The organism is Serratia sp. X3, assembly GCF_014982455.1.
Classification (GTDB): Bacteria; Pseudomonadota; Gammaproteobacteria; order Enterobacterales; family Enterobacteriaceae; genus Serratia; species Serratia ureilytica.
In genome coordinates, this window is the sequence record NZ_JADCNB010000012.1 from 22,972 (window position 1) to 43,352 (window position 20,381).

Here is a 20,381-nt window from a genome sequence, read left to right on the forward strand (position 1 = left end):
GCGGAGCTTCACCGTAAAGAGATCCTGAAGCCTTACCCTATCACGAGATACGGGGTGTGTAATATTGCGCCCGATCAACTTGTGATCCCTCACACGGGATTAGAGTGAACCGGACGAGAATTGTTCGTCTGCGATAAAGTTGATAAGCTTTAAAATAAAAACGGCATTAACACCATTAAAACCACGCTGATTTTTACATAATCTTAATTAACCCCATAGAAACCATAACCACCATTAAAAACCCTTTTTAATTTTGAACATAATCACAGCAGATAATCCGTGCGCTTCTCTATGATGGCTGAACAAACTAATAAGAGGCCAGATTATGAGCACAACAGATGATTCTTACCTCGTAGCCAAAGACAAGGCCGCCGATATTCCTCTGCGTGAGAAATGGTGGCGGATACTGGACAATTATAAAGTAGGGATTATTCCGTTACCGTTCTTTATTCTGGCCGGCGTATTGATTCTGCTCGACTGCCTGGAAGGCAAGTTGCCGAGCGATATCGTGGTGATGGTCGCCACCCTGGCGTTCTTCGGTTTCGCCTGCGGCGAATTCGGCAAGCGCCTGCCGCTGATCGGCAAAATGGGCGCGGCGGCGATCTGCGCCACTTTCATTCCTTCCGCGCTGGTGCACTATGGCCTGCTGCCGGACGTGGTGGTGGAGTCGACCACCAAGTTCTACAAATCGACCAACATTCTTTACCTCTACATCTGCTGCATCATCGTTGGCAGCATCATGAGCATGAATCGCCAGGTGCTGATCCAGGGCTTCCTGCGCATCTTCATCCCCATGCTGTGCGGCGAGATCGTCGGCATGCTGGTGGGGATGGGCATCGGCATGGCGCTGGGCCTGGAACCGTTCCAGATCTTCTTCTTCCTGATCTTGCCGATCATGGCCGGCGGCGTAGGTGAAGGGGCGATCCCGCTGTCGATGGGTTACGCCGCGATCCTGCACATGGAGCAGGGCGTGGCGCTGGGGCGCATTCTGCCTATCGTGATGCTCGGCAGCCTGACCGCTATCGTCATCGCCGGCCTGCTCAACCAACTGGGCAAGCGTTATCCGCACCTGACCGGCGAAGGCAGCCTGATGCCGAGCAAGCAGGGTGAAAGCGACATGAGCGCGGTGGAAAAAATCAGCGGCAAGGTGGACGTCAGCACCATCGCCTGCGGCGCGCTGTTGGCCATTCTGCTGTATATGGTGGGCATGCTGCTGCACCGTCTGATCGGCCTGCCGGCGCCGGTGGGCATGCTGTTCGCCGCCGTGGCGGTGAAGTTGGCGCACGGGGTGTCGCCGCGCATTCAGGAAGGCTCGCAGGTGGTGTACAAATTTTTCCGCACCGCCGTGACCTATCCCATCCTGTTCGCCGTCGGGGTCGCCATCACGCCGTGGCAGGAACTGGTGGACGCGTTCACCGTACAGAATCTGATCGTGATCGTCACCACCGTCAGCGCGCTGGTGGCGACCGGCTTCTTCGTCGGCAAGAAAATCGGCATGCATCCTATCGACGTGGCGATCGTCTCCTGCTGCCAGAGCGGGCAGGGCGGAACCGGCGACGTGGCGATCCTCACCGCCGGCAACCGCATGTCGCTGATGCCGTTCGCCCAGATCGCAACCCGTATCGGCGGCGCTATCAACGTCTCGCTGTCGCTGCTGGTATTAGCCAAGTTCTTCGTATAACTCCTATAAATCCTTAGCGTTACTTTGCCTTTCCCCGCCCCCGCGGGGATTTTTTTTGCCCGCGCGCCGGCCTGACGCGCGGGCGGGGAACTGCCGGTTACGCCGCTTGCTTCATGGCGGCGTCATACCACGCGAAGTAGCGCTCTACGCCGCGACGGCCGGATTCGATCAGCGCGCGTTTCTTCTCCTCGCTGATGCCGAACTCCAGCGTGCCGACGTCGAGCGTGTCGACATACACGGTACGCTTCCAGTCATCGCTGTCCAGATGCACCTTGGTTTGGATGTCCAGCATCACGTTGGCCACCGCCAGGGTGAAATCAAACAGGTTGTTGACCGGCGTGCGCGGGCCGGCCTGACCGGCGGCCTGAGCGATTTCACTGGCGGAGTCCAGGCGAATGCCCAGCGTGCGGGTGTTGATGCGCTGGCTGGCGTTGTCGATGTAAGGCGGCGTGGCGGAGAAGTCATAGTCGAACAGCCGCACCGGGTAGTTGTCGATCATGCCGCCGTCGATGCACAGGTCGCCCAGGGCATTTTTCTTCGCCACGAAGGCGAACGGGAACGACATCGAAATGCGCAGGCCATCCGCCACTTTCATGCGCGGCGTGGTGCGATGCGAATAGACTTCGCGCTGGCCGCTGTTGAGGTTGGCGCCGATAAAGTAAATCGACTTGAACCCTTTCGCCGTTTTCATCGCTTCGAACTGTTCGAAGGTAATATTCGGGTTGCCGGTATATTGCTTGATAATATCGCGCGACCATTGATAAAAATAATCACCGGGCGCAATGCCGTATTGATTGAACAGGCGATAGGCGTCCTGGAGCGTGCCGAAAAAACCGCCGTTATAATCGAGGAATTTTTTAAAATCCATCGCCGACAGAATCTTGGTCACGTCGGCCGAGCTGCAGCCCAGCCCGACCAGCAGCGCGGCGATGGCGCCCGCTGAGGCGCCGGAGGTTTGCTTGATCTGCGGCATGATGCCTTTGGCCTCCAGCAATTCCAGTGCGCCGCCATAGGCGATGCCTTTTACGCCGCCGCCTTCAAAGACCAGGTTTTCGAATTGATAGCTCATCATATTTCCTTACTCGTGGTTTAGGGAGTAAGAAAAATAACGAAGCGGCGCACGAGAAAATATGGATTGGGGTTGTGTGGCTTGGCAAACAAAATTATTCATAATGAATATATTATTTATATATTTATCAAAGGCATTTATTAAACAGGCGCATCGGACTTTTTGCGTCAATACTTAGCGCTGTTCAATTCTCACAAGGAGTCATCATGTTCTGGAAACGTTGTCTGTTGGGCGCGGCGCTGGCCGTTATGTCGTTACAGGCCGGCGCCGCCGCGCCGCAGGCCAAAACCCCGACGCCGGGATTCTACCGCATCATGTTGGGCGGTTTTGAAGTGACCGCGTTGTCCGACGGCATTATTCGCCTGCCGGCGGATAAGCTGTTGCTGAATACCACGCCGCAGCAGATCGCCGCCGGGTTAGCCGAGCAGCATCAAAGCCTGCCGGTGGTCACGTCGGTCAATGCTTATCTGATCAATACCGGCGACAAGCTGGTGATGATCGACAGCGGCGCCGGCCAGCTACTGGGCGACGGCCTGGGCAAGCTGGTGGATAACCTGCGTGCGGCGGGCTACCAGCCGGAGCAGGTGGATGAGATCTACCTGACCCACATGCACCCGGACCACCTCGGCGGCCTGACGCACGACGGCAAGGCGGTATTCCCCAATGCGGTAGTGCGCGCCGCCAGCCAGGACGCGGACTTCTGGCTAAGCGCGGACCAACTGAAACAGGCCAGCGCGGGCAGTAAAAGCAACTTCGAACGGGCTCAGGCGGCGATCAAGCCGTATCAGGCGGCCGGCCACTTTAAGCCGTTCAGCGGCGACGGTGAGCTTTCCCCGGGCATTGCCGCCTTTGCCGCCCACGGCCATACGCCGGGGCATAGCGTGTATCAGGTGACCAGCCAGGGCCAGAAGCTGTTGCTGCTGGGGGATCTGATCCACGTGGCGGCGGTGCAGATGCCGCATCCGAAGGTGGCTATCAGCTTTGATAACGATGCCAAGGCGGCGGTCGCTCAGCGGCTGCGGATATTTGGCGACAGCGCGCGACAGAGCGAACTGGTGGGGGGCGCACACCTGTCGTTCCCGGGGTTGGGGTATCTGAACCGCCAGGGCGACGGTTACACCTGGGTGCCATTGAACTACGGCGCCCTGTAATGGAAATGGTCGCCCAACGGGCGGCCATCGTAAGCGCCTTGGGGACATTGTTCGATAATTTGGGATGATGATGCCAGAGAATCGGGGCTGATTCGCCGTGATAAACAGTGCATGATTAACGTTACCCTCGTCGTTTTCTTTAAGGATCTCCCGATGAATCAGAAAACTCCCTCCGTCGCCATCGTCACCGGCGCATCGCGCGGCATCGGCGCGGCCATCGCCGAGCGTCTGGCCGCCGACGGCTTCACCGTCATCATCAACTATTCGGGCAACCCGGCGCCGGCCGATGAGCTGGTGCGCAAGATTGAACAGGGTGGCGGCCGCGCCTTGAGCGTCAAAGCCGACGTCAGCGATGCCTCTGCGGTCGCCCGCCTGTTCGACAGCGCCGAGCAGGCGTTTGGCGGCGTCGACGTGCTGGTCAATAACGCCGGGGTGATCGCGCTGGCGCCGGTGGCGGATATGCGTGACGAAGACGTGGATCGCCTGCTCGACATCAATCTGAAAGGCAGCTTCAATGCGATGCGCGAGGCGGCGAAGCGCCTGCGCGACAATGGCCGCATCATCAACTTCTCCTCCAGCGTGGTGGGGTTGCTGCAGCCGGGGTACGGCATGTATGCCGCCAGTAAGGCGGCGATCGAAGCGCTGACCAGCGTGCTGGCGAAAGAGCTGCGCGGCCGCAATATCACGGTGAACGCCGTCGCGCCGGGACCGACCGCCACCGGCTTGTTCCTCGACGGCAAAACCCCGGAGCTTATCGAGCGGTTGGCGAAGATGGCGCCGCTGGAGCGCCTGGGCACGCCGGACGATATCGCTGCGGCGGTGGCCTTCCTCGCGGGGGCCGACGGCGGTTGGATCAACGGCCAAACCCTGCGCGCCAACGGCGGCATCATCTGATTGACGACGCACCGCCGCAGGATCGGGTATCCTGTGGCGGAACTCATCACATCAAGGGCAGCGTATGGCGGGCGACAATCAGCAGTTTCATCCCGGCGTCAGGTCGCCCTGCGTCAGCCTGTGCCGGATTGACGACGAAACCCAGCAGTGCCGCGGATGCCGGCGCACGCGGGCGGAGATCGCCGCCTGGCCGACCGCCAGCGACGCGGAGAAACGCGCTATCTGGCGGCGGCTTGAGCTGCGTGCGGAATTCAAGCAAAACACATAGTCGCGAGAGCACGACACGCCGCACTCCCGTGAAGGTTTATTCCTGATACGGCTAGCCAGCCTCAGAAGTCCCAGTCCTCATCCTCGGTGTTGACCGCCTTGCCGATAACGTAAGACGACCCTGAACCGGAGAAGAAGTCGTGGTTTTCGTCGGCGTTTGGCGACAGCGCCGACAGGATCGCCGGGTTGACCTCCGCCATCGCCGGTGGGAACAGCGCTTCATACCCGAGGTTCATCAACGCCTTGTTGGCGTTGTAGTGCAGGAAGGTCTTCACGTCTTCCGTCCAGCCGACGCCGTCGTACAGCTCCTCGGTGTAACGCACCTCGTTGTCGTACAGATCCTGCAGCAGATCGAAGGCGAAGTTTTTCACCTGTTGGCGCCGTGCAGCGTCCATTTTCTCCAGCCCTTTCTGGAACTTATAGCCGATATAGTAGCCGTGCACCGCTTCGTCGCGAATGATCAGACGGATCAGATCGGCGGTGTTGGTCAGCTTGGCGCGGCTGGACCAGTACATCGGCAGGTAAAAGCCCGAATAGAACAGGAACGACTCGAGGAACACGCTGGCGACTTTTTTCAGCAGCGGATCGTCGCTGCGGTAGTGCGCCAGAATGATGCCGGCTTTCTTCTGTAGCGCTCGGTTTTCCTCGCTCCAGCGATAGGCGTCATCCACGTCCGGCGTTTGGCACAGGGTGGAGAAGATTGAGCTGTAAGAACGGGCGTGCACCGCCTCCATAAAGCTGATGTTGGAGTACACCGCCTCTTCGTGCGGCGTCAGCGCATCGGCGATCAGGGCCGGCGCGCCGACGGTGTTCTGGATGGTGTCCAGCAGCGTCAGCCCGGTGAACACCCGAATGGTCAGCTGCTGCTCCTTCGGCGTCAGCGTGGCCCAGGAGGGGATATCGTTGGACAGCGGCACCTTCTCCGGCAGCCAGAAGTTGGAGGTCAGGCGGTTCCACACCTCCAGATCCTTGTCGTCTTCGATGATGTTCCAGTTGATGGCGCGCACCAGCGGCGCCGATGTTACGGTCGTCATAAGTTGCCTCACAGCGCGCAGGACACGCAGCCCTGCACCTCGGTGCCTTCCAGCGCCATCTGGCGCAGGCGGATGTAGTAAATGGTTTTGATGCCTTTGCGCCAGGCGTAGATCTGCGCGCGGTTGATGTCGCGGGTGGTGGCGGTATCGCGGAAGAACAACGTCAGCGACAGCCCCTGATCGACGTGTTGCGTTGCGGCGGCATAGGTATCGATGATTTTTTCCGGGCCAATCTCGTAGGCATCCTGGTAATACGTCAGGTTGTCGTTGGTCATGTACGGCGCCGGATAGTAAACGCGGCCGATCTTGCCTTCCTTGCGGATCTCGATGCGCGAGACGATCGGGTGGATGCTGGAGGTGGCGTTGTTGATGTACGAGATGGAACCGGTCGGCGGCACCGCCTGCAGGTTCTGGTTGTACAGCCCGTGCATCATCACCGACTGGCGCAGCGTGCGCCACTCATCGCGGCCCGGGATGGCGATGCCGGCGGCGGCGAACAGCTCGCGCACCCGCTCGGTCTGCGGCAGCCAGTCGCGCTCGGTGTATTTGTCGAAGTACTCGCCGCTGGCATAGCGCGAGTGCTCAAAGCCGTCGAACGCGCCGCCGCGTTCGATCGCCAGCCGGTTCGAGGCGCGGATGGCGTGATAGGCCACGGTATAGAAATAGAGATTGGTGAAGTCGATGCCTTCTTCCGAGCCGTAGAAGATGCGCTCGCGCGCCAGGTAACCGTGCAGGTTCATCTGGCCCAGACCGATGGCGCGGGCGCTGCGATTGCCTTCGGCGATCGACGGCACCGAGCGGATGTCGCTCATGTCGGCCACCGCGGTCAGCGCGCGGATCGCGGTCTCGATCGCCTTGCCGAAGTCCGGCGCGTCCATGGTTTTGGCGATGTTCAGCGAGCCGAGGTTGCAGGAGATATCCTTGCCGATGCGATCGTAGTTCAGATCCTCGTGATAGGTGCTGGCGCGATTGACCTGCAGGATTTCCGAACACAGGTTGCTCATGTTGATGCGCCCGGCGATCGGATTCTCCCGGTTGACCGTGTCCTCGAACATGACGTAGGGGTAGCCGGATTCGAACTGGATCTCCGCCAGCACTTGGAAGAACTCGCGCGCGTTGATGCGCGACTTGCGGATGCGCTTGTCGTCCACCATCTCACGGTATTTTTCACTGACGCTGATTTCAGACAGCGGCGTGCTATACACCCGTTCGACGTCGTAGGGCGAGAACAGGTACATTTCTTCGTTGTTCTTCGCCAGTTCGAAGGTGATATCCGGGATCACCACCCCCAGCGACAGCGTTTTGATGCGGATCTTCTCGTCGGCGTTTTCCCGCTTGGTGTCGAGAAAACGCAGGATATCCGGGTGGTGAGCGTTGAGATACACCGCGCCGGCCCCCTGGCGCGCGCCGAGCTGGTTGGCGTAGGAGAAGGCGTCTTCGAGCATTTTCATGATCGGAATGACGCCGGAGGACTGGTTCTCGATGCGTTTGATCGGCGCGCCCACCTCGCGAATGTTGCTCAGCATGAAGGCCACGCCGCCGCCGCGTTTCGACAGCTGCAGCGCGGAGTTTACCGCCCGGCCGATCGATTCCATATTGTCTTCGATGCGCAGCAGGAAGCAGGAGACCAGCTCACCGCGCTGGCGTTTGCCACAGTTGAGAAAGGTCGGCGTGGCCGGCTGGAAGCGGCCCGAAATCATCTCTTCCACCAGATCCTGAGCCAGGGCGGTGTCGCCCGCCGCCAGCGTCAGCGCCACCATGCACACCCGGTCTTCGTAGCGTTCCAGATAGCGCTTGCCGTCGAAGGTTTTGAGCGTATAGCTGGTGTAGTACTTGAAGGCGCCGAGGAAAGTCTCGAAGCGGAATTTTTTGGCGTAGGCCTGCTGGAACAGCTGCTTGATAAACGGGAATTCGTACTGCGCCAGCACCTGCGGCTCGTAGTAGCCTTCTTCCACCAGATAGCGCAGCTTTTCCTCCAGGTTATGGAAGAACACGGTGTTTTGGTTGACGTGCTGCAGGAAGTAGTGCCGCGCCGCCAGCCGATCTTTATCGAACTGGATCCGGCCTTCCGCATCGTAAAGATTGAGCATCGCGTTGAGCGAATGGTAATCCAGCGCGCCCGTCTCGGGCCTGGTCAGTTCTGTCGTTGCCAAAATGCGGTTACTCCCTGTCGAACGTTTTCAACGTCTTGCGCAGTGCCGAGCAGCTCGAAGCGGTACAAGAAAGGCACCTGGCATTTTTTGGCGATGATGTCGCCGGCGATGCCGTACGCTGCGCCGAAGTTGGTGTTCCCGGCGGCGATGACGCCGCGCAGGTATGAACGGTTTTGCGGAACGTTGAGAAAGCGGATCACCTGGATCGGCACCGCGCCGACGGCGCTGCCGCCGCCATAGCTGGGCACGATCAAGATATAGGGTTGTTCCATCAGCAATTTGCTGCGGGCGCCGGCGATCGGAATGCGGATCGCCGGCAGGCCCAGTTTCTCAACGAATCGATGGGTGTTCTCCGAGCTGCTGGAGAAATAGACCAGCGGATTCATCGTCGGGCCTCAGCAGGTGAGCGCCAGCGCGCCGATTTTGTCCGGCCGGAAACCGGCCCAGTGATCGTCACCGGCGATAATCACCGGAACTTGCTGATAACCTAAGGATTTAACGTGGTCCAGCGCTTGCGGATCTTGGGTGAGGTCGATCACCTGATAATCAATCCCCTGTTTATCAAATGCGCGATAGGTGGCGTTGCACTGGACACAGTCCGGCTTACTGTAAATAATAATGCTCATGATTCGCATTTACCTTTAGGCTGAAGGAAAGGCGGACAAGTCAGAGAACGGAGCATTGTTCCTGGCGTTTCTGACGGCGTTATCAGCCGAACAACATTCCCTGCGGCTGACCCATAAAATACTATATGTTGATATTTGTTTTATCAACCACGCTATATATGGTGTTTTGTCGGGTTTTGCGCGCAGGCCGCGCCGGGGCTGGAAAAGGCGAGGGGAAAAATTTTTGCGGGTGTGAAATTCCCCCTCAGAGTCAAGAGGGGGAGGCGAGCGCATTACTGACGCATGCTGACGGCCAGCCGGTTGAAGGCGTTCATGATGCTGATGGCGAAGGTCAGATCGGCGATCTCGGCGTCGCTGAAGTGCGCTTTCAGCGCCTCGAAAGCGCTGTCCGGCGCGCCGGTGGCGGCGATCAGCGTAACCGACTCGGCCCACTCCAGCGCCGCGCGTTCACGTTCGCTGAATTCATGGCTGACGCGCCAGCCCGCCAACGTATCCAGCTTGGCATGGCTGAAGCCGCTTTCGCGCAGCGCTTTGCCGTGCATGTCCAGGCAGTAGGCGCAACCGTTGATCTGCGAAACGCGCATAAACATCAACTCGATGGTCGCTTTGTCCAGAGTGCCTTTCTCCAGCGCCATCAGCGCGCTCACCATATTTTTGTACGGGGCGGGCGCCAGCTCGGCATAGTTCAAACGTTGCTTAATCATGGTCAACCTCAATCGGTAGTAACGAAATCATGGCGCTACTTTAGCGGCCTTATGGTCTATGCTATAGGGCCATAAAATGATTATTTAACCGGGCCATGATGCCACCGTTCCTGACTTCATTGCGGCTGGACAGCCGGCTTGCCGAGCCGCTGTACCGGCAGATTTACCAGCGGATTAAAGACGCCATCGCCCAGGGCAGCCTGGCGGCGGGCAGCCGGCTGCCTTCAGTGCGCGGGTTGGCGAGCGATCTGGGCGTGGCGCGCGCCACGGTGGAAAGCGCCTACGCGCAGCTGATCGCCGAAGGTTTCTTGCAGAGCCGGGGGCAGGCGGGCACCTATGTCTCGCCGCAGTTGCCGCACATGCCGCCGGGCGCGATGCCCGCTGCGCCGCCGCTGGCGACGATAGCGCCCGATCCGCTGCAGCCGCAGGGCATGCTACAGCCTTTCCAACTGGGCGTGCCGGCGCTGGATGCGTTTCCTCGGGCGCTGTGGCAGCGCATTGTCGCCCGCCAGCTGCGTGGTTCCACGGCGGCTTCCCTGGCGCTGCCGCCGGCCGGCGGCCTGCCTGAACTGCGTGAGGCGATCGCCCATTATCTGCATTTGTCGCGCGGCATCAGCTGTCGGCCGGAGCAAATTTTCCTCTGCGCCGGTTATCCGGCGTTGCTGGACTGGGTGACGGAGACGCTGTTGCACGCCGGCGACGCGGTATGGATCGAAGATCCCGGTTATCCGGTCACGCGTCCGCTGTTGCGGGCCGCCGGCGTCAGGCCGGTCGCCGTGCCGGTGGATGAACAGGGCATGGACGTGGCCGCCGGTATGCTGACGGAGCCTGAGGCGCGGCTGGCGGTGGTGACGCCGACCCATCAAAGCCCGCTCGGCGTCTCGCTCAGCCTGGCGCGGCGGATGGCGCTGCTCGACTGGGCGCAGCAGCGCGGGGCCTGGATCCTCGAGGATGACTACGACAGTGAGTTTCGCTATCACGGGCGGCCGCTGCCGCCGCTGAAAAGCCTCGATGTTCAGGGGCGGGTGCTGTACGCCGGCACCTTCAGCAAAACGCTGTTCCCGGCGCTGCGCATGGCTTATCTGGTGGTGCCCGACGGCCTCACGGAGGCCTTTGCGCGCAGCAGCCGGCTGCGTGGCTGCGGCTGCCCGCCGCTGCTGCAGGCCGGCGTGGCGGATTTTATCCGGCAAGGGCATTTCTATCGCCACCTGAAACGCATGCGGCCGCTGTACCGCCAGCGGCGCGAGTGGCTGACGCAGGCGCTGGAACGGCAGCTGGGGGCCTGGCTGACGACGGTGCCGCAACAGGGCGGCATTCAGCTGTTGGCCCGGCTGCGCAACGGGGTGGCGGATGCGCCGTTGGCGGCGCAGGCCTGGCGACAGGGGCTGGCGGTGCAGGCGTTGTCGGAGTGGCGAATCGACCATCCGGCGGGGCAAGGGTTACTGCTGGGGTTCGCCAATTTCAGCCGGCGAGAGGAGGCGGAGCGAGCGGTACAGGGGCTGGCGCAGCTGTTTCGCTAAAATTAAACGGCCCGCGATTTCCGCGGGCCAGACGCACATCTGTTTTATCTTTATGACTGCAGGGGTGTTAACGCCGGGCCAGCAGCACGCCGAGCACGATGCCGACGGCGGCACCGATCCCTACGCCCTGCCAAGGTTTGTCACGCACATAGCTGTCGGCTTGATCGACCGCGTCGCGCGCATGCTGTGTCAGACTGGTGGAGCCGTTGAATCGCGCTCGCGCGTCGCGCAGCACGCCTTTCGCCTTGCTGTGCAGCTCTTTCAGTTCCTCTTTGGTCTTGTCACCGGACTCGCGCAACACTTCATCCAGCGTATCGGCCAACAGAGTCACATCCTGATCGATATCGCGTTCTGTTCTTTCCGCTTTCTTAAACATTCAGCTCTCCATTTCGACACATGTCTTTTAAGTGTAGACCATGCTGAGATTTGCGTGGCCGATCACGGAAAAAAACCGCCGTCGCGCAGGTGTTTGCTGGTACCTGGGCTTTGTACATTTGGTTACTCGGCGAAACCAATCACTCACGGAAACGGTCGTTTGATTCCACTAGTATCTGTTTCAACGGCTCCACCGGAGCTTACCGAAACAACACTCTGAGGATTTAAAGATGAAAAAAGTATTAGCGCTGATCGTTGCTGCCACTATGGGTCTGTCTTCTGTTGCTTTCGCTGCTGATACTGCAGCTACTGCTCCGGCTACCACCACCGCGCCAGCTGCGACCACCACTACCGCTGCCCCAGCGGCGGCTGCTGAAAAAGCGCCAGCTAAAGCAACGCACCACAAGAAAGCCAAGCACCACAAAAAAGCGCCAGCCCAGAAAGCTCAGGCCGCTAAAAAGCACCACAAAAAAGCGCCAGCTCAGAAAGCCCAGGCTGCTAAAAAACACCACAAAAAAGCGCCAGTGCAGAAAGCTCAGGCCGCTAAAAAACACCACAAAAAAGCCGGTAAAAAAGCTTAATTAAGTGATGTTTGCGGAACCGAAAGGTTCCGCACGCTCCAGCCCGTACTCCAGACACCCGGTTCTTCCGGGTGTCTTCTTTTGAGGCGACGAACGATGATCCAGCGCTATCTGTTTGAGGTCATTTTCAGCGCGGTAACCCTGTGCGGGGTGATCGTCGGCTGGGAACTGTTTTTGGCCGGCAGCTTCCTGTAATTATTGCGCCGCGGCGGTTTCGTGCAAATGCCGCCAGCCGAGCGCGTCGGGCAGGCGTTCAAACACCACCGTGGAGTAGCGCAGCGTGGCGCTTTGCCCTGGCAACCGCTGTTTTTCTCGATAACTGACTACCGCGCCCGTCGGCCATTCGGCCACCAGCTTCATCTCTTCTATCTCGATTTCCAGTCCCGGTTTGGCGGCGCGATGCGCGCGGAAAAAAGCGCACAGCGCGGTGAAATCCAGCGGGGCGCCGTTCAGCGCGATCATGCTGAAATCCGGCGTAAAGCGCGCCAGCAGCGCCTGCTCCTCTCCGGCGCCTTTGCCCAGCCAGCGTTCAATGGTGATGTGGGCGTCGATCACTTCGGTAAAATACGGGTTCATAAAGCATCCTGTTGAGCGTTGAGTTGGCGCACGATGGCGCGGTTGGCGAGGCGCAGGCACAGCAACAGCGGGATAAGTGTGCTGGCGCCCGCCAGAATGAAGCAGGTTCGGTAAGCCGCCGCGGGCGGCAACACGGCCAGCAGCAGATTCAGCAGCAGACTGAGCAGCGCCACGCCGAGGCAAAAACTGAGCTGGCGGTTGATATTCCACAGTGCGCTGGCGTCTGCCAATTGGCCGTCGGGGATCTGCAGAAACGCGCTGCTCTGCGCGGTGCTGCTGCACAGGCTGCCGCCGAACCCCATCAGGGCGAAGGCGGCGATCTGTAACGCGTGCTGCCCGGCCTGATCGATCTGCGCCAGCGTCAGCATGCCGGCGCCTTGCAACAGACAGCCGGCGATCAGCAGCGGCCGCGGGCCGAGGCGATTAAAGCTTTTGCCGGTCAGCGTGATGGCCAGGAACGACGCCAGCGCCCAGGGCAGCATCAGGCCGCCGACCTGCGCGGCGGGCATCCCCAGCTGGTTTTGCAAATACAGCATCGCCACCAGGCTGACGCCGATGAACAGGCCGGGAATGCACAAATAAACCGCCATGGCGTTGCGCAGCAGCGGATCGCCGACCAGCCGCAGGTTCAGCAGCGGCTGCGGGGTGCGCAGGCTATGGCGCAGATAATAGGCCAGCACCAGCAGGCCGGCGGCCAGCAGCGCCGCGCCGGAAACCTGATGACCGGCTTCGCTCAGCCGGGTCAGGCCGAGCAGCAGCAGCGTCAGCGCCGCGCAGGCGCTCAGTAATCCTGTCGCGTCGAGCGGTTTGCGCGCCGCCGTCGGCGTTTCCGCACGTAGCCACAGCGCCGCCAGCGCCAGGGCCAGGGCCGCCAGCGGCAGGTTGGCGAAAAACACCCAGCGCCAGTCCAACCGATCGACGAGCCAGCCGCCCAGCGCCGGTGACAGCGCCGGCGCCAGCAGCCCGACCAACATGATGGCGGCCGACAGCCCGGCGCGTTCATGGCTGCGGTACAGCTGATAGGTCAGCGTCTGGCCGATGGGGATCAGCAAGCCGCCGCCCATGCCCTGCAGGGTGCGCCAGCCGATCAGCGCGCCGATGCTGTCGGCGTTGCCCGCGCCGAGGGTGGCCAGCATGAACAGCGCCAGCGAGAGCAGAAACACCCGCCGCCCGCCGATGCGCTGCGCCAGCCAGGCGCTGAGCGGGATCACCAGCGTCAGGCCGAGAATATAGCCGTTGCTGACCCACGCCAGCTGGCTGACCGATGCCCCCATCGCCTGGCCGATGGCGGGGTAGGCGACGTTGGCGATAAACATATTGATCAGATCGACGAAAAAGCCGAGCAGATAGACGATTGCCACTTTGCTGCGATAAGACATGCTGCCTCCGGTTGAAGGCGAGCAGTGTATCGGGGGGAAAAGTGCGGATAAATCGGCGGCGGGCGATTACACTGTCAAAATTATTTTGACAATAAGGGCGATGAAATGCTGAATTTGCAGCGTCTGGCGATCTTCGCGGCGGTGGTGGAAGCGGGCAGCTTTACCGCGGCGGCGGCGGCGCTGGGGCAAACCAAGGCGGTGGTGAGCTTTAACGTCAAGCAGCTGGAGAACGAACTGGGGGTTTCACTGCTGGCGCGCAGCACCCGCCGATTGTCGCTGACCGATGCCGGCGAACGCTTTTACCAGCGCAGCCTGCAGCTGTTGCAAGAGGCCGAGAACGTGCTCGACGACGTGCGACGCGATCATCACGGGCTGAGCGGCGTGCTGCGTATTACCAGCACGCCTGAGTATGGCGCGCAGGTCGTGGCGCCGGCGCTGGCGGCGTTTTCGCGCCAGCATCCGCGCCTGCGCATCCAGCATGTCTCTTCTTCTTATCACGCCGATCTGATCTCGGAGCGCTTCGACGTGGCGATCCGCCTGGGCCAGCTGGCGGATTCCAGCCACCGCGCGGCGCTGATCGACAGCTTCGCCATCTTTCCGGTGGCGGCGCCGAATTATCTGGCCGAGCGACCGATCCATTCGCTGACGGATCTGGCGCAGGCGCAGTGGATCGCCCACAGCCGGCTCAGTTCGCCCCTCAGCTGGCAGGTGGTCACGCCGCAGCGCGAAGCGGTGCTGTTCAAGGTGACGGACGCCGCGACGCTCACCGGCGACAGCGCTGCGGCATTGCTGGCGTTCGCCCTGCATGGCGCCGGGGTGGCGCTGCTGCCGGCGTGGCTGGCGCAGCCCGACATCGACGCCGGCAGGCTGCAACGGTTGCTGCCGGATCACCGTTTCCCCGAGCAGAGCATCTATGCGCTCTACCCGAACACCCGTCACGTGCCGGAGAAGGTGCGGGCGTTTATCGATTTTCTGCGTGCGCGGGTGGCGGCAAACCGTTAGCGAAATAATAATTCGTTATTACTCTCTCATTTATCATCAAATCTCGTCAGGGTATGCTGGAAGGCTTCGTCTACCCCGCCCGATGCGAGCCGCCTTCGATGACCGCAGAAAATAACTTCCAGTTGAACCGACGTATTTTGTCTGTGGTGATGTTCACCTTCGTCTGCTACCTGACCATCGGCCTGCCGCTGGCGGTGTTGCCGGGGTTTGTGCATGACCACCTGGGCTACAACTCGGTGCTGGCGGGCCTTATCATCAGCGCGCAGTACTTCGCCACGCTGTTCAGCCGCCCGCACGCCGGGCGTTACGCCGATCAGCTGGGGCCGAAGAAGGTGGTGCTGTTCGGCCTGGCCTGCTGCGGCGCCAGCGGCCTGTTTTACGCGCTGGCGTTCGGCGTTGACGGTTGGCCGTGGCTCAGCCTGCTGCTGCTGTGCGTGGGGCGGGTGTTTCTCGGCGTCGGCGAAAGCTTCGCCAGCACCGGTTCCACGCTGTGGGGCATCGGCCGGGTTGGGGCGATGCACACCGCGCGGGTGATCTCCTGGAACGGCGTCGCCACCTACGGCGCGATGGCGGCCGGCGCACCGCTCGGCGTGTATCTGAATCAGCAGTGGGGCTTGGCCGGGGTGGCGGCGCTGATCGTGCTGGCGGTTGCGGTGGCGCTGCTGTTGGCGAGCGGCAAGCCGGACGTCTCGATCGCCGCCGGGCAACGCATCGCCTTTCGCGCGGTGTTCGGCCGTATCTGGGCCTATGGTCTCGGGCTGGCGATGGGCACCGTCGGCTTCGGCGTGATCGCCACGTTCATCACCCTTTACTACGCCGACAAAGGCTGGAGCGGCGCGGCGTTTTCGCTGACGCTGTTCAGCTGCGCCTTCGTCGGCATCCGCCTGATCTTCAGCAACGTCATCAACCGCCACGGCGGGTTGAAGGTGACGCTGGCGTCGTTTCTGGTGGAGATCGTCGGGCTGCTGTTGATTTGGCAGGCCGGCGAGCCCTGGATGGTGCAAACCGGCGCGTTGCTGGCCGGCGCCGGTTTTTCGCTGGTGTTCCCGGCGCTGGGCGTTGAGGCGGTGAAACAGGTGCCGCCGCAGAATCAGGGCACGGCGCTCGGCACCTATTCGGCGTTCCTCGACCTGGCGTTGGGCATCACCGGCCCGCTGGCCGGGCTGTTGATTGGGCAAGCGGGCGTGCCGTCGATTTATCTGGCGGCGGCGCTGCTGGTGGCGCTCGGCGTGTTGCTCACTCTGCGTCTGTTGCAGCAGCGTCGGACCTGAGTCAGGAATAGTCTGAAACCCGGATTCCTCCCCAGAAAATCATTGTTTCGGTGAATGATTACGGTAAGGTCGCTCAGCGGTCCAGAATGAGAGGAGGAATCGATGTATTTACGGCCGGATGAAGTGGCTAAAGTGTTGGAGAATACCGGCTTTGAGCGTGATTATGTCACCGATCAGGCCTATGGTTACCGCAAGGGCGCACACTATGTGTATGTGAATCGCGAAGCGCGGATGGGCAGAACCGCGTTGGTGATCCACCCGGCGCTGAAAGAGAAAAGCGTGCATTTCGCCACGCCGACCTCGCCGGTGCGCACCAGCGAGCAATATCTGGAATTTCCCCTGGATTTAAGCAGCGACGCGCCGAATCAGCGTTACGGCATCGCACACGGCTTCAGCTCGCGCGAAGCGCTGTCGCGTTACCTCTACAGCATGTTCCTGTAAACGGTCCCCCGCCAGGGGGACGCTATCAGCCGTGGGCCAACGCTTCGCGGTTGAAACGCTCGTTGTAGGCGCGGCGGAACTGCGCCAGTTCAAACGCATCGATATCCAATTCGGCGAAGTAAAACAGCGCCGCTTCGGTGTGCTCGGCGTGCAACTCCGGCGACAGCCCGGCGCGCAGCAGCACGTCGCGCCAATGGCCAATCTGCTCGTCGTCCGCCTGTTTGATGAACGTCAGGTAGATGAACAGCAGGTAAGCGGCCTGGTGCATCTCTTCGGTATAGCCGTTGTTCAGCATGCGGATAAAGGTCTGGCTTTGGCGGCCGCCCATTTCCTGGATCATCGATTCGATCAGCATCGGTTTGACCCTCAGCAGATGGGCCAGCGAATCGATGGCTTTACGGGTATCGGACGTCAAAATGCGGTAACCGATGATGAATACGACGATCAGGGCGGCGAGGATGATCCAGGTCATTTAGGCTTTATTACACTCTCAATACGCCAGAAGAGGGGCGGGAGGCGCTGTGCGACAGCGCCTGCTATCAATGCTGTTCGCCGCTGAAATTACCGACCGCGCTCTGTTGGCGCAGGTGGTGATTGAAGGTGGCCGCGTCTTTGGCCAGCGCGTCCAGATGGGCGCCGAGCATTTTGATCTGCTTGACCAGCGCATGCTGCTCCGGCACCGAACTGGCGGTGCTCAGTTTGCGCGCCAGTTGTTCATTCTGCGCCCGCAGCGCGGCTTCGCGCTGTTTGGCTTCTTCCAGCAGTTGCTGCAGCGCCTGGTAGCTGCGCTGCCATTCGCGGTGTTGCCGTTCGAAGCTGCTCTGCAACTCATTCATCGCATTTTGAAACTGGATTTCCAGCTCGCGCATTGTCATGGGCTCGATCCTTTGCGGCACTCAATGATGGCTTAGCAGTATAGCGAAAACTGCTCGCAAGCTCACCCGTTGACGACAATTGAGACACATGCCGCTGACAATTCCCGGCTTGCAACCGCGCCAAGGCGTCTTACAATCGACCCCATTCCCGGCCGTAAAGGCTGCCGTTCAAGAGAGGTGGAACATGAGCGAGCAGGAAAAAGACTTTTTTGAACAGGCGATGGCGGACGTGGTGCCGCTGGCGAGCAGGCGGCAGACGCTGTACCTCAAGCCGCAGGAGACGGTGGACAAAAGCGCGCGGCGCGAAGCGCAGCGGCTGCGGCAGGAAAACTTCCTCAGCACCGATTTCCTGGAGGTGATCCCCTGCGATCGGCCGCTGGAGTTCAAAGGGGAAGGCATTCAGCAGGGCGTGCTGGACAAGCTGCGCAACGGCCGTTACCCGCCGCAGGCGTCGCTGAACCTGCTGCGTCAGCCGGTTGAAGCCAGCCGGCAGGCGCTGTTCCGCTTCATTATCCAGGCGGAGGCGCAAAACCTGCGTTCGCTGCTGATCGTGCACGGCCGCGGGCGGCAGAACGACAGCCATCCGAATATCGTGCGCAGTTACGTCGCCAAATGGCTGGCGCAGTTTGAACAGGTGCAGGCGTTTTGCCGCGCCTTACCGCGCGACGGCGGCGAGGGCGCCTGCTATGTCACGCTACGTAAATCGGCGCAGGCCAGGGCGGAAAACTTTGAGCGCCACGCCAAGCGCAGCCGGTGAAGGGACAGCCGAAATAAAATGGCCGGCGCATATCGCCGGCCATCGATGAATTATTTATTAAATATTTTATAGTCCAGCGAGTAACGGCCGGCGCCGGTCACCGCCAGCAACAGCAAACCGCCAATGATGCTGATGTTTTTAAAGAAGTTGATTTCGTTGCCCATCATTTCCATGCCGGTCATCTTCCAGAACGGATGGCCGATAAACGCGGTGCCCAACACATACAGGGCGAAAATGACCGCGATAGGGCGAGTAAACAGGCCGAGAATAAGCGCGATGCCGAAAATAAACTCCACCACCACGGCGACAATCGCCGCCAAATAAGGCATCGGCGTGCCGTAGCCTTCCATCGCCGTGACGGTCGCACCGAAGTTGACCAGTTTCATCCAGCCGAAAATGATAAACAGAACCATCAGTAGAATGCGGGACAGCAGAATTACGCCGTCTTTTGAGCTATCACCCATTTCGAACTCCTTAGCCACTGTCGGAATTATGTTGTCTTGCTGATTAAAGATTAGAACAATTTACGTTTTTTTCTAGCTGCGGCGGGCGGTTGCGCCACTTTTTTCAGCGGAAGAGAGGCGTGGTGAAGCCGGCGGCATTGCCTATACTTGAGCCTGGAGCAAAAACAATAAAACAGGCAATGTGAGGCCATGATGGATGAGGAATTGACCGCCGCCGGTTACCGCCGTTATTCCGGCGACAAGATTGACGTTTATTTTAACAGCGCGATATGCCGCCATTCCGCCAACTGCGTGCGTGGCAACGCGGCTATTTTTACCCTGAGCCGCCGGCCGTGGATTATGCCGGACAATGCCGACGCGGCCGAAGTGAAACGCGTTATCGATACTTGCCCCAGCGGCGCACTGAAATATAGGGAGAAATAATATGGATCATAAAATACTGGCGGACGAGAAGCGTTTTTATATCAATGACGAGCACGGCAAGTTGATCGCCGAGATCTCTTTCGTGCCGAGCGGCGACAAGCTGACCATTATCGATCACACCTGGGTGGACGAGTCATTGAAGGGGCAGGGCGTCGGCAAAAAGCTGGTGGCGCTGGTGGTGGAGAAAATGCGTGCGGAGCAGCGCAAAATCATTCCGCTGTGCCCGTTCGCCAAGCATGAGTTCGATACCACCCCAGCCTATCAGGACATTCGCGCCTGAGGCGATAACGGGGCGCGGCGCGCCCCGATCATTCAGCAAACGCCGAAATCGCCGTCTTCGTGGTACAGCGCCACCTCGTTGGCCTGCACCTCCGTACGCTGCTCTTTACCCAGTTCATTCCAGCTGCAAACCAGGGTTTCGCCGTCGATCGCCACCACGGTCATCTTCGGGCCGCCGGTGGTGCGTTGTACAAAATCACCGATATTGAATGCCATGCGTTCCTCCACAACAGATTAAACCTCATCTATTGATAACACAGAATGGCGCCGCCGTTGGCAGGTGTTTCGTTATGTATTAAATTATACAGCGATTATCACCAGGGAGAGCAGATTAACATGCCGGGATTATTGATGTTTTATGTGGGCGGTACGGTGCCGGGCGCCAATATTGAGTTGCACGACGTGCAGTTCGCGGCGGCGGATCGGCCGGAAGAGGCGTATCCGCTGCTGCGTGAAAAGTGGTTCGGCGATAAGCGTAAGGTGCATGTCGACGGCTATGCGCGCATCGACTGGGCGGACGGTTACGACGTGAGTCTGGAGCCCGCCCCGTTTGCCGGTGAAGAGAGGCTGTTTTTCGTCAACGTGGGCGGCTACCGCAGCGATGAGCTGGCGGAATTGCACCAGTTCGGCCTGTTCGTGGCGCGCTCCGCCGACGAGGCGAAGGAGAAAGCCAAACGGGCGCTGCTGATCGACAGCGCGCAGCAGCACAAGGATGACCTGGCCGAGGTGGACGACTGCCTGCTGTTGCAGGCGCTGCAGGGCTACCACGTTCATCTGCGCGCCAACCCGCACGGCAAGCCCGCCCGGCCGCTTTGGCAGGGGTATCTGCCGATTGGTGAGTAACGTTGGGGGGAGGCGG

26 protein-coding genes are annotated in these 20,381 nt (G+C 60.4%); 13 read left to right on the top strand and 13 right to left on the bottom strand.

Annotated features, from left to right (window positions below; all coding sequences use genetic code 11):
• Positions 1 to 325: 325 nt before the first annotated feature.
• Positions 326 to 1,681, top strand: coding sequence for a 2-hydroxycarboxylate transporter family protein (locus IMX17_RS24210; RefSeq protein ID WP_182265584.1), 1,356 nt, complete (start codon positions 326 to 328; stop codon positions 1,679 to 1,681).
• A 97-nt stretch (positions 1,682 to 1,778) separates the two neighbouring features.
• Here IMX17_RS24210 and IMX17_RS24215 read toward each other — a convergent pair whose 3' ends face one another.
• Positions 1,779 to 2,750, bottom strand: a complete 972-nt coding sequence (locus IMX17_RS24215; protein ID WP_094141951.1) for a patatin-like phospholipase family protein — start codon at positions 2,748 to 2,750, stop codon at positions 1,779 to 1,781.
• A 206-nt stretch (positions 2,751 to 2,956) separates the two neighbouring features.
• On the opposite strand from IMX17_RS24215, the gene IMX17_RS24220 reads away from it, so the two are divergent.
• The 3 genes from IMX17_RS24220 (at position 2,957) to IMX17_RS24230 (ending at position 5,063) form a co-directional block, all read left to right on the top strand.
• Complete coding sequence (locus IMX17_RS24220; RefSeq protein WP_046897852.1) at positions 2,957 to 3,901, top strand: MBL fold metallo-hydrolase; 945 nt, start codon at positions 2,957 to 2,959, stop codon at positions 3,899 to 3,901.
• 153 nt (positions 3,902 to 4,054) lie between these two features.
• A complete protein-coding gene (locus IMX17_RS24225) occupies positions 4,055 to 4,795 on the top strand; it encodes an SDR family oxidoreductase (RefSeq protein WP_042785246.1) in 741 nt (246 codons plus the stop codon).
• Positions 4,796 to 4,859: 64 nt separating this feature from the next.
• On the top strand, positions 4,860 to 5,063 hold the full coding sequence (locus IMX17_RS24230) for a DUF1289 domain-containing protein (RefSeq protein WP_193550299.1): 204 nt from the start codon (positions 4,860 to 4,862) through the stop codon (positions 5,061 to 5,063).
• A gap of 61 nt (positions 5,064 to 5,124) precedes the next feature.
• Here IMX17_RS24230 and nrdF read toward each other — a convergent pair whose 3' ends face one another.
• The 5 genes from nrdF to IMX17_RS24255 all read right to left on the bottom strand — a co-directional run bounded on the left by nrdF (position 5,125) and on the right by IMX17_RS24255 (position 9,579).
• Positions 5,125 to 6,096, bottom strand: coding sequence for a class 1b ribonucleoside-diphosphate reductase subunit beta (gene nrdF, locus IMX17_RS24235; protein ID WP_193550300.1), 972 nt, complete (start codon positions 6,094 to 6,096; stop codon positions 5,125 to 5,127).
• Positions 6,097 to 6,104: 8 nt separating this feature from the next.
• On the bottom strand, positions 6,105 to 8,249 hold the full coding sequence (nrdE, locus tag IMX17_RS24240; protein ID WP_193550301.1) for a class 1b ribonucleoside-diphosphate reductase subunit alpha: 2,145 nt from the start codon (positions 8,247 to 8,249) through the stop codon (positions 6,105 to 6,107).
• Positions 8,231 to 8,635, bottom strand: a complete 405-nt coding sequence (gene nrdI, locus IMX17_RS24245; RefSeq protein ID WP_015378865.1) for a class Ib ribonucleoside-diphosphate reductase assembly flavoprotein NrdI — start codon at positions 8,633 to 8,635, stop codon at positions 8,231 to 8,233. The genes nrdE and nrdI overlap by 19 nt, the downstream gene beginning before the upstream one ends.
• A gap of 9 nt (positions 8,636 to 8,644) precedes the next feature.
• Positions 8,645 to 8,875: a redoxin NrdH gene (locus IMX17_RS24250; RefSeq protein ID WP_033644148.1), complete on the bottom strand. Its 231-nt coding sequence runs from the start codon at positions 8,873 to 8,875 to the stop codon at positions 8,645 to 8,647.
• A 272-nt stretch (positions 8,876 to 9,147) separates the two neighbouring features.
• Complete coding sequence (locus tag IMX17_RS24255; protein ID WP_046897846.1) at positions 9,148 to 9,579, bottom strand: carboxymuconolactone decarboxylase family protein; 432 nt, start codon at positions 9,577 to 9,579, stop codon at positions 9,148 to 9,150.
• A gap of 95 nt (positions 9,580 to 9,674) precedes the next feature.
• On the opposite strand from IMX17_RS24255, the gene IMX17_RS24260 reads away from it, so the two are divergent.
• Positions 9,675 to 11,099, top strand: a complete 1,425-nt coding sequence (locus tag IMX17_RS24260) for a PLP-dependent aminotransferase family protein (RefSeq protein WP_046897845.1) — start codon at positions 9,675 to 9,677, stop codon at positions 11,097 to 11,099.
• Positions 11,100 to 11,166: 67 nt separating this feature from the next.
• Here the strand turns inward: IMX17_RS24260 and IMX17_RS24265 are convergent, their stop codons facing one another.
• Positions 11,167 to 11,475, bottom strand: a complete 309-nt coding sequence (locus IMX17_RS24265) for a YqjD family protein (RefSeq protein WP_004928950.1) — start codon at positions 11,473 to 11,475, stop codon at positions 11,167 to 11,169.
• 229 nt (positions 11,476 to 11,704) lie between these two features.
• On the opposite strand from IMX17_RS24265, the gene asr reads away from it, so the two are divergent.
• A complete protein-coding gene (gene asr / locus IMX17_RS24270; protein WP_004928953.1) occupies positions 11,705 to 12,055 on the top strand; it encodes an acid resistance repetitive basic protein Asr in 351 nt (116 codons plus the stop codon).
• A 195-nt stretch (positions 12,056 to 12,250) separates the two neighbouring features.
• On the opposite strand, the gene IMX17_RS24275 is transcribed toward asr, so the two are convergent.
• Positions 12,251 to 12,631 (bottom strand): DUF4440 domain-containing protein, encoded by a 381-nt coding sequence (locus IMX17_RS24275; RefSeq protein WP_046897844.1) that lies wholly within the window; start codon positions 12,629 to 12,631, stop codon positions 12,251 to 12,253.
• Positions 12,628 to 14,010, bottom strand: a complete 1,383-nt coding sequence (locus tag IMX17_RS24280; RefSeq protein ID WP_046897843.1) for an MFS transporter — start codon at positions 14,008 to 14,010, stop codon at positions 12,628 to 12,630. Before IMX17_RS24280 ends, IMX17_RS24275 begins: the two co-directional genes overlap by 4 nt.
• Positions 14,011 to 14,115: 105 nt before the next feature.
• On the opposite strand from IMX17_RS24280, the gene IMX17_RS24285 reads away from it, so the two are divergent.
• From IMX17_RS24285 to IMX17_RS24295, 3 genes are all read left to right on the top strand, one after another.
• The gene (locus IMX17_RS24285; protein ID WP_046897842.1) at positions 14,116 to 15,012 is read left to right on the top strand and encodes a LysR family transcriptional regulator; all 897 of its coding nucleotides are present in this window, start codon (positions 14,116 to 14,118) and stop codon (positions 15,010 to 15,012) included.
• A gap of 98 nt (positions 15,013 to 15,110) precedes the next feature.
• Positions 15,111 to 16,283: an MFS transporter gene (locus IMX17_RS24290; protein ID WP_046897841.1), complete on the top strand. Its 1,173-nt coding sequence runs from the start codon at positions 15,111 to 15,113 to the stop codon at positions 16,281 to 16,283.
• A gap of 102 nt (positions 16,284 to 16,385) precedes the next feature.
• On the top strand, positions 16,386 to 16,724 hold the full coding sequence (locus IMX17_RS24295; RefSeq protein ID WP_033644143.1) for a DUF2002 family protein: 339 nt from the start codon (positions 16,386 to 16,388) through the stop codon (positions 16,722 to 16,724).
• 25 nt (positions 16,725 to 16,749) lie between these two features.
• Here IMX17_RS24295 and IMX17_RS24300 read toward each other — a convergent pair whose 3' ends face one another.
• Positions 16,750 to 17,196, bottom strand: coding sequence for a DUF1198 family protein (locus tag IMX17_RS24300; RefSeq protein WP_033644142.1), 447 nt, complete (start codon positions 17,194 to 17,196; stop codon positions 16,750 to 16,752).
• 67 nt (positions 17,197 to 17,263) lie between these two features.
• Positions 17,264 to 17,599: an MbeD/MobD family mobilization/exclusion protein gene (locus IMX17_RS24305; RefSeq protein ID WP_033644141.1), complete on the bottom strand. Its 336-nt coding sequence runs from the start codon at positions 17,597 to 17,599 to the stop codon at positions 17,264 to 17,266.
• A gap of 184 nt (positions 17,600 to 17,783) precedes the next feature.
• Here IMX17_RS24305 and smrA point away from each other — a divergent pair, with 184 nt between their 5' ends.
• Complete coding sequence (gene smrA, locus IMX17_RS24310; protein ID WP_182265577.1) at positions 17,784 to 18,356, top strand: DNA endonuclease SmrA; 573 nt, start codon at positions 17,784 to 17,786, stop codon at positions 18,354 to 18,356.
• A gap of 50 nt (positions 18,357 to 18,406) precedes the next feature.
• Here smrA and IMX17_RS24315 read toward each other — a convergent pair whose 3' ends face one another.
• The gene (locus tag IMX17_RS24315) at positions 18,407 to 18,820 is read right to left on the bottom strand and encodes a DoxX family protein (RefSeq protein ID WP_016929826.1); all 414 of its coding nucleotides are present in this window, start codon (positions 18,818 to 18,820) and stop codon (positions 18,407 to 18,409) included.
• A gap of 192 nt (positions 18,821 to 19,012) precedes the next feature.
• Here IMX17_RS24315 and IMX17_RS24320 point away from each other — a divergent pair, with 192 nt between their 5' ends.
• Together IMX17_RS24320 and IMX17_RS24325 are read left to right on the top strand one after the other, a co-directional pair.
• Complete coding sequence (locus IMX17_RS24320) at positions 19,013 to 19,243, top strand: (4Fe-4S)-binding protein (RefSeq protein ID WP_094141997.1); 231 nt, start codon at positions 19,013 to 19,015, stop codon at positions 19,241 to 19,243.
• A gap of 1 nt (position 19,244) precedes the next feature.
• Entirely contained in the window at positions 19,245 to 19,523 is a 279-nt protein-coding gene (locus IMX17_RS24325; protein WP_033644139.1) for a GNAT family N-acetyltransferase, read from the top strand.
• Between the two features lie 32 nt (positions 19,524 to 19,555).
• Here IMX17_RS24325 and IMX17_RS24330 read toward each other — a convergent pair whose 3' ends face one another.
• Positions 19,556 to 19,738 carry a YodC family protein gene (locus IMX17_RS24330; protein WP_016929823.1) on the bottom strand — a complete coding sequence of 61 codons (183 nt, stop codon included), beginning with the start codon at positions 19,736 to 19,738 and terminating at the stop codon, positions 19,556 to 19,558.
• A gap of 120 nt (positions 19,739 to 19,858) precedes the next feature.
• Here IMX17_RS24330 and IMX17_RS24335 point away from each other — a divergent pair, with 120 nt between their 5' ends.
• Positions 19,859 to 20,365, top strand: coding sequence for a DUF1543 domain-containing protein (locus IMX17_RS24335; RefSeq protein WP_193550302.1), 507 nt, complete (start codon positions 19,859 to 19,861; stop codon positions 20,363 to 20,365).
• Positions 20,366 to 20,381 lie beyond the last annotated feature (16 nt).